Here is a 12,085-nt window from a genome sequence, read left to right as displayed (position 1 = left end):
CGTTTGCTTGCCAAGGCACAGCGGTTCCATTTTCGCCCATTGGGCATCCGTCAATATCAAGCGATCCATATGCAGTTTAAAGCACATCAGGGACCTTGTGAAAAATCAATTCCAAACAGACCCCAAATAAAAAGCCCGGCATGAACATCATGCCGGGCTTTTTGGTAAAGGGGTTTAATCAGCCCGCCTTGTTCAGTCGGGCCAGTTCCTCCACCACGGCAGCGCCCATGCCTGCGGTGTTCACTTCCGTCCTGCCCGCGCTCATGATGTCGGGCGTGCGCAGGCCACGGTCGAGCACGTTGGAGACCGCCTGCTCGATCAGGGCTGCATCCTCCTGCATGTCGAACGAATAGCGCAGCAGCATGGCAAACGAGAGGATCTGCGCCAGCGGGTTGGCCTTGCCCTGCCCCGCAATGTCGGGCGCGCTGCCATGGATCGGCTCATACAGCGCGGGCATGCGGCCATCCGCGCCCTTTGCGCCAAGCGTGGCCGAAGGCAGCATGCCAAGGCTGCCGGTCAGCATGGAGGCCAGGTCGGACAGCAGATCGCCAAACAGGTTGCCAGTCACGATCACATCAAACTGGCGCGGGTTGCGCACGAGCTGCATGGCGCAGTTATCGGCCAGCATGTGGGTCAACTGCACATCAGGGTATTCGCGCGCATGCAGGTCGGTCACGACCTCTTTCCACAGCAGGCCGCTTTCCATCACGTTGCATTTCTCGACCGAGCACACGCGGTTGTCGCGCTTGCGGGCCAGTTCAAACGCCACGCGGGCCACACGCTCGATTTCCGGCGTGGTGTAAACCTCGGTGTTGATGCCCCGGCGCGTGCCATCGGCCAGGGTCTCGATGCCGCGCGGGTTGCCAAAATAGATACCGCCCACCGTCTCACGCACGATCATGATATCGAGGCCGCGCACCACGTCGGGCTTGAGCGTGCTGGCATCGGCCAACGAGTCGAACACCTTGGCCGGGCGCAGGTTGGCGAACAGGCCAAGCTCCTGCCGCAGCTTGAGAATCGCGATCTCGGGCCGGCGGTCAAACCCGGCCGATGCCCATTTCGGGTCTCCCACCGAGCCGAACAGCACCGCATCCGCCGCGCGCGCCGCATCGATCACGTCCTGCGTAATCGGCTGGCCATGCACCGCAAGCGATGCGCCGCCCACAAGGTCCTCGCTCACGTCAAAGCGGATGCCGCGCGCCTGCGCCATCCAGTCCATGATGCGGCGGACCTCGTTCATGATCTCGGGGCCAATGCCATCGCCAGGCAGGATCAGGAGCTTCTTGGGTGCGGACATGACGTTTCCCATCCGTTCAAATTCGGTTTGTTAAAGGCGCTTTGGCGTGCGGCTGCGGGCGGCATGCACCGCCCTGCCCGCTCAATCGAGCACGATGCGCGGAATCCACGGCTGCGCCTGCGCGCGGCGTTCCTCGAAGGTGGTGATTTCCTTCTCGTGCTGCAGCGTCTGGCCAATATCGTCCAGCCCTTCAAGCAGCAGCTTCTTGCGCAGCGGGTCCACATTGAACGGCACCTCGGTGCCATCGGGCCGCACCACCACCTGGCGGGGCAGGTCGATGGTCAGGCGCGCATTGCCGCCCATGCGGGCGTCTTCCATCAACTGCGTGCACACATCATGCGGCAGCACGATGGGCAGGATACCGTTCTTGAAGCAGTTATTGTGGAAGATATCGGCAAATGACGGCGCGATCACGCAGCGGATGCCAAAATCCAGCAGCGCCCAAGGCGCATGCTCGCGCGAGGAGCCGCAGCCCAGGTTGTCATACGTGATCAGGATTTCCGCCTTGCGGTAAGGTTCCTGGTTCAGCACGAAATCGGGGTTTTCCGATCCGTCAGCGCGGTAGCGCATGCTGTCAAACGCATGCACGCCAAGGCCGGTGCGCTTGGTGGTCTTGAGGAACCGCGCGGGGATGATCTTGTCGGTGTCGATGTTTTCCTCAGGCAGCGGGGCCGCCACGGCTGAGAGAACAGTGAATTTATCCATTTTCAGATCAGCTCCCGCACATCGGTCAGGCATCCGGTCACGGCAGCGGCCGCCGCCATGGCAGGCGAGAGCAGGTGCGTGCGCCCGCCGGGGCCCTGCCTGCCCTCAAAATTACGATTGGAGGTGGAGGCACAGCGCTGCCCCGGCGTCAGCCGGTCGGGGTTCATGCCCAGGCACATGGAGCACCCGGCCTCGCGCCATTCAAACCCGGCCTCGAGGAAGACCTTGTCCAGCCCTTCCTCTTCCGCCTGCGCCTTCACGATGCCCGATCCGGGCACGATCATCGCCCGCACGCCTTCTGCCACCTTGCGGCCTGCGGCAATGGCGGCGGCGGCGCGCAGGTCCTCGATGCGGCTGTTGGTGCATGAGCCGATGAACACGACATCAACCGGCGTGCCCGCAATCTTCTGGCCCGCTTCAAGCCCCATATAGTCCAGCATGCGCTGCATCTGCGCGCGCTTGCCGGGATCGGCCTCACTGGCCGGGTCAGGCACGGTGCCGGTGACGGGGATGACCGTCTCGGGGCTGGTGCCCCAGGTCAGCACGGGGGTGATGTCCTCGGCGCGCAGTTCCACCACGCGGTCGTAATGCGCGCCCTCATCGGCAGCCAGCGTCTTCCAGTAGGCCACGGCCTCGTCAAACGCCTCACCCTTTGGCGCAAACGGGCGGCCGCGCACGTATTCGAACGTGGTCTCGTCAGGGGCCACCAACCCCGCGCGGGCACCGGCCTCGATCGACATGTTGCAGATCGTCATGCGGCCCGCCATGTCGAGTTCACGGATGGCCGAGCCCGCGAACTCGATCACATGCCCCGTGCCGCCCGCCGTGCCGATATGGCCGATGATGGCGAGCATGATGTCCTTGGCGGTCACACCGGGGCCAACCTGCCCCTCGACCACGACCTTCATGTTTTTGGCAGGCTTCTGCAGGATGGTCTGGGTCGCCATCACATGCTCGACCTCGGACGTGCCGATGCCGAATGCCAGCGCGCCCATGGCACCGTGGGTGGAGGTATGGCTGTCGCCGCACACGATGGTCATGCCCGGCAGCGAGATGCCCTGCTCGGGGCCGACCACATGCACGATGCCCTGCCGCGCCGAGAGCAGCGGGAAATACGGCACGCCGAATTCCTTCACGTTGCGCTCGAGCGTTTCGATCTGGTTGCGGCTTTCCGCCTCCTCGATGGGCTGGGTGCGGTCGGATGTGGGCACGTTGTGGTCCACCACCGCGATCGTTGCATCCGGGTGGCGCAGGCGGCGGCCGCTCATGCGCAGGCCCTCGAACGCCTGCGGACTCGTGACTTCATGCACGAGATGGCGGTCGATGTAGAGGATGGCCGTCTTGTCCGGAAGGGTTTCGACCACATGGCTGTCCCATATCTTGTCGAACAATGTGCGCGGGGCCATCTTGCTTTTCCTCTCCCGGACGGAAACAGGCCGCCATCACGCGCAGGCAACGCACGCGACAGGCAGCCAGAAAATCTTGCATGAAACGGTTCGCCCGTTTCCACCATGCGGCGGGAAACGGGCGAAGGGTCAGTGTATTACTCGGCTGCGGTCGCGGCGGGTGCTGCCACGTCGCGCTTGCGCTCGGCAATACGGGCGGACTTGCCGCGGCGGCCGCGCAGGTAATACAGCTTCGCGCGGCGCACAACGCCACGGCGCACCACGGCGATCTCGGCAATGGTGGGGGAATACAGCGGGAACACGCGCTCCACGCCTTCACCGTTGGAAATCTTGCGCACGGTGAAGTTGCTGTTCAGGCCCTTGTTGGAGCGGGCAATGACCACGCCTTCGTAGTTCTGCACGCGCTTGCGGGTGCCTTCAACCACTTCCACACCCACGCGCACGGTGTCACCCGGCGCGAATTCGGGCACCGCGCGGATGGCGGTCAGGCGGGCGATCTCTTCCGCCTCGTATTTCTGGATAACGTTCATGATCCGGTCCTCGTTCGATAGGATTTCATGTTCAGTTCAGCCGGTCCGCATCGGCACGGGGGCCTGCGGTCCGGGGAGTGTCTTGACCCGCGCGGGCCTGGTAGGCCGCCCACAGGTCCGGCCGACGCGCCTGCGTCACCGTCTCGGATGCCGCGCGGCGCCACCGGGCGATCGCGGCATGATGACCGGACAGCAGGACCTCGGGCACGTCGCGCCCGTCCCATTGCGCCGGCTTGGTATAAAGCGGATATTCAAGCAGGCCGTCGGCAAAGCTTTCCTCAACAGCGCTCTCGCCCGATCCCATCACGCCCGGCAGCAGCCGCACGCAGGCATCAAGCAGCACCGTTGCCGCCACTTCCCCGCCCGAGAGGATGTAATCCCCGATCGAGACCTGTTCGGCACCCGAGGCTTCGAGCACGCGCTCATCCACCCCTTCGTAGCGGCCACACAGCACCACAACGCCCGGCCCCGCCGCGTAACGGCGGATATCGGCCTGCGCCAGCGGGCGACCGCGTGGCGTGGGATAGACCAGTGGCCGACCGGCACGCTCGATACAGGCAAGTGCTGCCGCCACCACGTCCGGCCGCATGACCATGCCCGCGCCGCCGCCAAACGGCGTGTCATCCACCACCCGGTGCCGCCCCAGCCCATGCTCACGCATGTCGCGCGCATCCAGTGACCAGATGCCACGCTCGAGCGCGCGCCCGGCCAGTGACTGCCCCAGCGTGCCGGGGAACATGGCGGGGAACAGCGTCAGCGCCGTTGCCTGCCACGTCATGGCGCATCATCCGTGCTGGCCGTGCCGGGGAAGCATTCGACCGGAACCTCGATCTCGTCGGGCAGGCAGACTTCAATCCAGCCTGCGCGCACATTCACCACCGGCACGCAGCCTTCGGTAAACGGCAGCAGGAGGTTGCCCCCTGCCCCATCGATTTCAAGGCTGGTGCCAGCCCCATAGTCATGCACGGCCATCACGCGACCGATCACCCGCCCGCTGCCCTGCTCGCGCGCTTCCAGCCCGACCAGATCGGCGAAGTAGAATTCGTCCGCATCGGGTTCGGGCAGGCTGGTGCGCGGCACGTACAGCTTGCGGTTGACGAGCTGCTGGGCGGCCTCACGGCTGTCAATGGCGTTGCCTGCCGCATCGTGCAGCCGGGCAATGCCATTGCCATGCCATGTCAGCCGCCACGGGCGGCCCAGATCATCGACCAGCCCGTCATAGGTGGCCAGGTCTTCCGCCACGGCGGTGTAGCTGTGCACATGCACAAGCCCCCGCACGCCATGCGGACGACCCACCACACCCATCAGGACCTGATCGCGGTTCATGGGATGACTGCCTGCCTTTCCTGCCTGTCTATCGCGTCAGTTACGCTGCAGCTGCTTCGGCAGCGGCGGCGGCACGCTCCTGCGCGCGCTTCTTGGGCGCGGACTTCTTGGGCTGCTCGTTCCAGGTCGGCTTCGGCGCCAGGCCAGCGTTACCCAGGAAGCGGGCCACGCGGTCGGTCGGCAGCGCGCCGTTGGACAGCCAGTGCGTGATGCGCTCGGCCACCAGGCGCACGCGGTCAGCGTGGTCGGAGGGCAGCATGGGGTTGTACGAACCCACGCGCTCGATGAAGCGGCCATCACGCGGGGAGCGGCTGTCAGCCACGACAATGTGGTAGTAGGGGCGCTTCTTGGCGCCAGCGCGGGCGAGACGGATCTTGAGGCTCATTTAAGATTTCTCCAGACAGTAGAAAGACAAAAAGAAAAAACGGGAACGACGCTCAGGCTCAGCCGAAAGGTGGCCGCCCGCCGCCGCCCGGGGGGCGACCCCCGTTTGGCATGAGTGCGGACAGACCCTGACGCATCAGTCCCTTCACGCCCAACTTGCTGAACCGCTTCATCATGGAGGCCATGGCGTCATACTGCTTGAGCAGACGGTTGATCTCCTGCACGGTCGTACCTGACCCGGCGGCGATGCGCTTCTTGCGCGAGGCCTTGATGATGGAGGGCGTGCGCCGCTCCTTGCGGGTCATGGATGAGATGATGGCCTGATGGCGCTTGAGCACGGAGGTATCAAGCTCCTTGTCGCCCAGCGCGTCCTTCAGCTTGCCCATGCCCGGCAGCATGCCCAGAATGCCGGAGATGGACCCCATCTTGTTGATCTGGCGGATCTGGGCGGCGTAGTCATCCAGATCGAACTTGCCCTGCATCATCTTGAGGGCAAGCTTCTCGCTCTCCTCATGATCAAGGGTATCAGCCGCCTTTTCCACCAGCCCGGCAATATCGCCAAGGCCGAGGATGCGGCCCGCCACGCGCTCGGGGTGGAATTCCTCCAAAGCGTCGAGCTTCTCGCCCGAGCCGGTCAGCTTGATCGGCGCACCCGTGATCGCGCGCATGGACAGGGCGGCACCACCACGGGCATCGCCATCCATGCGGGTCATGACCACGCCGGTCACACCCACGGCCTCGTTGAACGCCTTGGCGGTATTGACCGCGTCCTGCCCGGTCATGGCATCGACGACGAGCAGCGTTTCCGCCGGGTCGGTCGCGGCGCGAATGGCGCGGACCTCATCCATCAGCGCTTCATCAATGGACAGGCGGCCCGCGGTATCGAGGATGACGATGTCATACCCCTCGCGCCGACCCGTATCCATGGCGCGCTCGGCAATCTGCACCGGCGTCTGGCCCGCGATGATGGGCAGCGAGGCCACACCCGCGCGCTCGGCCAGCTGGGCGAGCTGCAACTGGGCGGCGGGGCGCTGGGTATCGAGGCTGGCAAGCAGCACCTTCTTGCGCTCGCGCTGGGCGAGGCGACGGGCGATCTTGCCCGATGTGGTGGTCTTGCCCGAGCCCTGCAGGCCGACCATCAGGATCGGCACCGGCGGGGCGGCATTCAGGTTGAGGGGAACCGCACCAGCGCCACCAAGGGCATCGATCAGCGCATCGTTGACGATCTTGGCAACGGCCTGGCCGGGGGAGATGCTGTCGAGCACCTCATGGCCCACGGCGCGTTCGCGCACCTTGTTGACGAAATCCTTGACGACAGGCAGCGCCACGTCGGCATCCAGCATGGCCAGACGCACTTCGCGCATTGCTTCCGTAACATCTGCTTCCGACAGGGCCCCGCGCTTGGCAAGACCATCGAACACACCGGAAAGCTTGCCTGACAGCGTCTCGAACAACGTATTTCCCCAAAAGAAGACGCGCCACTGCGCGAACCCTCGCGAAGTGACGTGCCTGATTAGTCGCGCCGATGTATCGCGCCCCGCCCCTGCCTGTCAAGCATTGCCGGGAATCCGCAACAAAAAACGGCTGCCTGGCACGAGGCCGGCAGCCGTTTCCTTTCCACCTTACCTGCGCGGGGCAGGCAGGGTGGTCTTATTTCTTCGCATCTTCAGGCGGCTGCGGCGGTGCGGTCAGCGCGCGCAGCTGCTCGTGCAGGCTGTCGATCTTGTCCTGCGTCGTGTGGATCTGGTTGAGCTGGTCAGCCGTCAGGATATCGTGGATGCGGATGGCGGTCTGCAGGCGGGCGGCTTCATGGCGCTGATGTATGGCCGTGATCTGCTGCTGCAGGCTGACGATCTGCGCTTCATCAACCTTGCCCGGTGCCACGAGCAGGGCCTGGATCTGCTTGTGCAGCCCATGTTCCTGCTCCATGTCGGCGCGGAAATCGGGGTGGCTGTCCTTCAGGATCGCCTGCAGCTTCTTGTGCTGGGCCGAGGTCAGCTGCACGTTGCCGAGGAAGGGCATGCCGTAGGCACCACCGCCCGGGCCGCCCATCGGGCCTGCCATCATGCCGCAGCCACCACCCGGCGGCGGCGGCGGGCCATGGTGATGCTTGGCGAAAGCCTGACCGGAAAGGCCGGTTGCCATACCGCCAACGATCGTGGCGGCGAGAATCAGTTTCTTCATCATGGGAACCAAGTCTACTCCTGTTATAACCTGCTTCATACCCTGCATGCAGCCCGTGGCTGATACAAGGCCTGTAAACGCAACGCTACATCACCCCATCCAGTTCAATAGGGGCAAACTTGCTACAAAATGTAAGGCCGGGGGCGGGCGGCTAGCCAAAACGCCCGGTAATGTAGTCCTGCGTGCGCTTTTCACGCGGCGTGGTGAACATGCGGTCCGCACTGTCCACCTCCACCACCTCGCCCATGTAGAAAAACGCCACCTGGTCGGCGCAGCGCGCGGCCTGCTGCAGGTTGTGGGTGACGATGGCGATGGTGAAATCGGCCTTCAGTTCATCGAGCAGTTCCTCGATGCGCGCGGTCGAGACCGGGTCGAGCGCGCTGGTCGGCTCATCAAGCAGCACCACCTCGGGGCGGGTGGCGATGGTGCGCGCAATGCACAGGCGCTGCTGCTGCCCGCCAGACAGGGCGGCTGCCGAATCGCGCAGCCGGTCGCGCACCTCGGGCCACAGGGCCACGCGCCTGAGCACGTCTTCCACCCGCGCATCCATCGCCGCGCGGTCAAGCCGCTCATGCAGGCGCACGCCAAAGGCGATGTTGTCATAGATCGACATGGGGAATGGCGTGGGCTTCTGGAACACCATGCCCACGCGCGAGCGCAGCACGTTGAGGTTCACCTTCGGGCCGATGATGTTGCAGCCATCAAAGATCACCTCGCCCGTGGCGCGCTGGCCGGGATAGAGGTCATACATGCGGTTGAGCACGCGCAGCAGCGTTGACTTGCCGCAGCCCGAAGGCCCGATCATGCCCGTGACCTGCCCTTGCGGGAAGTCGATGGAGATATCCTTGAGCGCATGGTGCGCGCCGTAATAGAAATCGAGGTTCCGCACCGAGATCGCTGCGGGCGCGGCATCGTTCTGCGCGACTGTCATGTTCATTTCCTGTTACGTCCCAGCCCCAGCCGCACGGTTATGTTGATCATCAGGATGCCTGCCGTAATCAGCAGCGCGCCGGTCCAGGCCAGCGCGGTCCAGTCCGCATAGGCCGCGCCTGCGTACTGGTAGATGGTAACCGGCAGGCTGGCCATGGGCCTGCCGGGGGCTATCGACCAGTTCATGTTGCCCAGCGAGGTGAACAAAAGCGGCGCCGTCTCGCCCGATACGCGGGCCAGCGCCAGCAGGATGCCCGTCGCCACCCCCTCGCGCGCGGCGCGCAGGCACACGAACAGGATCATCCGCCACCGGGGCGCGCCCAGCGCAATCGCCGCCTCGCGCATGGCCAGCGGCACGAGGCGCAGCATGTCCTCGGTGGTGCGCACCACCACCGGCACCACCAGCATGGACAGCGCCAGCGCGCCCGCCAGCCCCGAAAAATGCCCGCTCGGCACCACCACGATCATGTAGATGAACAGCCCCACCAGAATGGACGGGGCCGAAAGCAGCAGGTCGGACACGAAGCGGACAAAATTGATCAGCCTGCCATCCGTTGCCGTAAACTCGGCAAGGTAGATGCCCACCAGCAGCCCCACGGGCGCGCCGATCAGCACGGCCAGCCCGGTCTGGATCAGGCTGCCCACGATGGCGTTGGCAAGCCCGCCCCCCTGCCCCGGCGGCTGGGTCACATGCACGAACGTGACCCAGCGCAGGCCGCCCACCCCGTTGCGCACCAGCACGAACAGGATGGAAAACAGCATGAGCAGCACCAGCGCGGTCGCCGCCCAGCACAGGGCGGTGGCCACGCGGTCCACCATGCGGCGGCGGATGTCGGACACGCTGTTGCCCTGCCAGCGCGCGCCCGCGCACGGAGCCGCCTGCGCGGCGGCGGTGGTGGTATGGGTGGTCATGTCAGCGGCCCGCCGCTTTGGTGCGCAGCAGCAGCCGCGAACAGACCAGCGTGCCAAGGGAGATCAGCATGAGCAGGAACCCTGCCGCCATGAGGGAGGAAAATTTGAGGCTGCCCACAGCACTTTCGGGAAATTCGAGGGCGATGAGCGAGGCGATGGTGTTGCCCGGCGAGAACAGCGACCAGCCGATATGGTTGGCGTTGCCGATCACGAAGGTGATGGCCATCGTCTCGCCCAGCGCGCGGCCCAGCCCCAGCATCACGCCCCCCACCACCGAGGAGCGCGACCACGGCAGGATGATGCGGCGCACCACCTCCCACCGGGTCATGCCCAGCCCGTAGGCGCTTTCCTTCAGCACGGCGGGCATGGACAGGAATACATCGCGCATCACGGCACAGATGAAGGGCGTGATCATGACCGCAAGGATCATGCCGCCGGTCAGAAAGCCGGTGCCGTATGGCGCGCCACGGAACAGCGTGCCGATGCCCGGCACCCGGCCCAGCGTGTGGCTGGCCAGCGGTTCGACATAATGCGCCATGAACGGCACCAGCACCGCAAAGCCCCACATGCCGAAGATGATGGAGGGCACGGCGGCCAGAAGCTGGATGAGGGTACCAATCACGCCCGCAATGCGTGCCGAGGCGATCTCGGTCAGCCACACGGCAATGCCGAAGGCCAGCGGCACGGCAAGGAGAATGGCCAGCAGCGCGGTGATGACCGTGCCGAACATGGGGGCGGCAGCGCCAAAATGCTGGGTGACGGGATTCCATGCCTTGTCGAACACGAAGCCCGGCCCGAATCTGGCAAACGCGCCACGCGCCCCCCAGGCCATGACGGCAACCATGCCGCCCAGCCCCAGCAGGATCAGGGCTGCGCTACAGCGGACAATGGCGGCGAATACGGCATCCCCGTTTCCCTTTACCGCCCCGGTCAGGGCCGAAGGGGATGTTGCAGACCGCTCCATACAGAAGACCTCCGTGCCGTCACACGCATCAAAGTTCTCAACATTCGCGCCCGCAGGCACACCGGAATGCCGGGACCAATACTGGACCCGAAGGCGGTTCTGCAACCGTCATGATCGCCCAGCGGCAAAGTTTGCGCCAGATCGTTGTATTTTTGTGCAATTCCGGCGGCATGCGCGCCCCATGTCATTTCACGGCACCCAGCAGCAGGTCACGCAGCACGCCGCGCGCCGCATCAACCGACATCCGCTCGAGCACCAGCGCATTGGGCTGGCCGCCTGCACACCGGGGGAGCTGGATCACGGTCATGCCACGGGTGAACGTGCCACGGCATTCCACCGCCACATGCGCCAGATGGCCGCTGAACAGGGCTGGTGCGACCAGCGCCAGCAGCGGGGCCGCGGCAGCCAGCGCCAGATCCACCCCGTTGCCGCCGCCACGGCCCATGCGGGCAGCCACCAGATCGGCATGCACCCGGCCCGCGACCGAGGCCGGGTCGCGGCCCATGGCGGCGAGCGGCTCCATCCACACCGCGTCGGCCACGAAGCGGGCGGTACAGTCGAGCGGCACGAGGGTGAACGGCACGTCCATGCCCAGCACGACGGATGCGGCCTCGGGGTCGGCTGCAATATTGCGCTCGGCCACCGTCGTCATGTTCCCTGGCACGTGAAAGGCGCCGCCTGCCATGACCACGCCATGCAGGTGCACCGCCAGATCCGGGGCCTGCACCAGGGCAAGCGCCAGCGTGCTCAGCGGGCCACTACAGCACACGCTCACGCTATCGGGCGGGCAGGCGCGAATGGCCTGCACCAGATGCGCCGCCCCCAGCCCGTCATTGCCCGCAGGCAGGCTGCGCCCCGCACCCGCGGGCGGCACCATCGGGCCGGGTACGCCTGCGTAGACGCCCACATCTGCCAGGCCGTGCCGGTCCAGCATCTCGCGCGCATGGGCCATGGCACCCCCGACTTCCGTGCCCGCGCCACTGAACAGCACGCCCGCCAGCCGCACATGCGCGGGCAACTGCAGGGCGGCCAGCAGGGTTGCCGCTGCCTGCGCGCCAGGTGTCAGATCAAGAATGATGGGGCGTGTCATGGGCATCCTGTCCTGCATGGGTTGCGCGGTGTGTTGGTGGTGGCCTGTTACAACAGTTCCGTCAACCATGGTGCAAACATGAGAAAGTTTTTGGTGCAGCTTTTTTAAAAAGCTGCAAAGAACGCCGCCTTTTTGAAAAAAGGCGGCACCCAAAAACTTTTATCTGTTTTGAGGCCGTTATTTAATCAATATCCGCATGGGCTGGCCGCCAGTACAGCGCCCGCACCAGAAGCCTGTCCACCCCCCACCACAGCAGCACGGTCATGGCCGCCAGCACGGCCAGCGCCGCGAACATGAGATCGGTCTGGAAGCGGGTATTCGCCGTCTGCATCAGAAAGCCAAGGCCGGAGGACGCCC

The 12,085-nt window shown here is 65.2% G+C and carries 13 protein-coding genes and 1 pseudogene; all 14 read right to left on the bottom strand.

The window, feature by feature from the left end:
- Positions 1-178: 178 nt before the first annotated feature.
- A complete protein-coding gene (gene leuB, locus HNW77_RS16205; protein WP_172159058.1) occupies positions 179-1,297 on the bottom strand; it encodes a 3-isopropylmalate dehydrogenase in 1,119 nt (372 codons plus the stop codon).
- Between the two features lie 81 nt (positions 1,298-1,378).
- Positions 1,379-2,002, bottom strand: coding sequence for a 3-isopropylmalate dehydratase small subunit (gene leuD / locus HNW77_RS16200; protein WP_172159057.1), 624 nt, complete (start codon positions 2,000-2,002; stop codon positions 1,379-1,381).
- Positions 2,003-2,004: 2 nt separating this feature from the next.
- On the bottom strand, positions 2,005-3,408 hold the full coding sequence (leuC, locus tag HNW77_RS16195) for a 3-isopropylmalate dehydratase large subunit (protein ID WP_172159055.1): 1,404 nt from the start codon (positions 3,406-3,408) through the stop codon (positions 2,005-2,007).
- Between the two features lie 137 nt (positions 3,409-3,545).
- Positions 3,546-3,938, bottom strand: a complete 393-nt coding sequence (gene rplS, locus HNW77_RS16190; RefSeq protein WP_172159053.1) for a 50S ribosomal protein L19 — start codon at positions 3,936-3,938, stop codon at positions 3,546-3,548.
- A 31-nt stretch (positions 3,939-3,969) separates the two neighbouring features.
- On the bottom strand, positions 3,970-4,716 hold the full coding sequence (gene trmD, locus HNW77_RS16185; RefSeq protein ID WP_172159051.1) for a tRNA (guanosine(37)-N1)-methyltransferase TrmD: 747 nt from the start codon (positions 4,714-4,716) through the stop codon (positions 3,970-3,972).
- Positions 4,713-5,264 carry a ribosome maturation factor RimM gene (rimM, locus tag HNW77_RS16180; RefSeq protein WP_172159050.1) on the bottom strand — a complete coding sequence of 184 codons (552 nt, stop codon included), beginning with the start codon at positions 5,262-5,264 and terminating at the stop codon, positions 4,713-4,715. Before rimM ends, trmD begins: the two co-directional genes overlap by 4 nt.
- Positions 5,265-5,304: 40 nt before the next feature.
- Positions 5,305-5,649 carry a 30S ribosomal protein S16 gene (gene rpsP / locus HNW77_RS16175; RefSeq protein ID WP_010506467.1) on the bottom strand — a complete coding sequence of 115 codons (345 nt, stop codon included), beginning with the start codon at positions 5,647-5,649 and terminating at the stop codon, positions 5,305-5,307.
- A 58-nt stretch (positions 5,650-5,707) separates the two neighbouring features.
- On the bottom strand, positions 5,708-7,102 hold the full coding sequence (gene ffh / locus HNW77_RS16170) for a signal recognition particle protein (protein WP_172159048.1): 1,395 nt from the start codon (positions 7,100-7,102) through the stop codon (positions 5,708-5,710).
- Positions 7,103-7,298: 196 nt separating this feature from the next.
- On the bottom strand, positions 7,299-7,835 hold the full coding sequence (locus HNW77_RS16165) for a Spy/CpxP family protein refolding chaperone (protein ID WP_172159046.1): 537 nt from the start codon (positions 7,833-7,835) through the stop codon (positions 7,299-7,301).
- A gap of 148 nt (positions 7,836-7,983) precedes the next feature.
- Positions 7,984-8,769, bottom strand: a complete 786-nt coding sequence (pstB, locus tag HNW77_RS16160) for a phosphate ABC transporter ATP-binding protein PstB (RefSeq protein ID WP_172159044.1) — start codon at positions 8,767-8,769, stop codon at positions 7,984-7,986.
- Positions 8,766-9,674 carry a phosphate ABC transporter permease PstA gene (gene pstA / locus HNW77_RS16155; protein WP_172159042.1) on the bottom strand — a complete coding sequence of 303 codons (909 nt, stop codon included), beginning with the start codon at positions 9,672-9,674 and terminating at the stop codon, positions 8,766-8,768. Before pstA ends, pstB begins: the two co-directional genes overlap by 4 nt.
- Before the next feature lies 1 nt (position 9,675).
- Positions 9,676-10,638 carry a phosphate ABC transporter permease subunit PstC gene (gene pstC / locus HNW77_RS16150; protein WP_172159040.1) on the bottom strand — a complete coding sequence of 321 codons (963 nt, stop codon included), beginning with the start codon at positions 10,636-10,638 and terminating at the stop codon, positions 9,676-9,678.
- 184 nt (positions 10,639-10,822) lie between these two features.
- Complete coding sequence (locus tag HNW77_RS16145; protein WP_172159038.1) at positions 10,823-11,728, bottom strand: nucleoside hydrolase; 906 nt, start codon at positions 11,726-11,728, stop codon at positions 10,823-10,825.
- A gap of 181 nt (positions 11,729-11,909) precedes the next feature.
- Positions 11,910-12,085, bottom strand: a pseudogene (locus tag HNW77_RS17865) (ABC transporter permease); the annotation flags it as partial.

Source organism: Komagataeibacter melomenusus (assembly GCF_013155395.1).
In the GTDB taxonomy this organism is placed as follows: domain Bacteria; phylum Pseudomonadota; class Alphaproteobacteria; order Acetobacterales; family Acetobacteraceae; genus Komagataeibacter; species Komagataeibacter melomenusus.
This window is presented reverse-complemented; position numbering and strand designations above follow the sequence as displayed.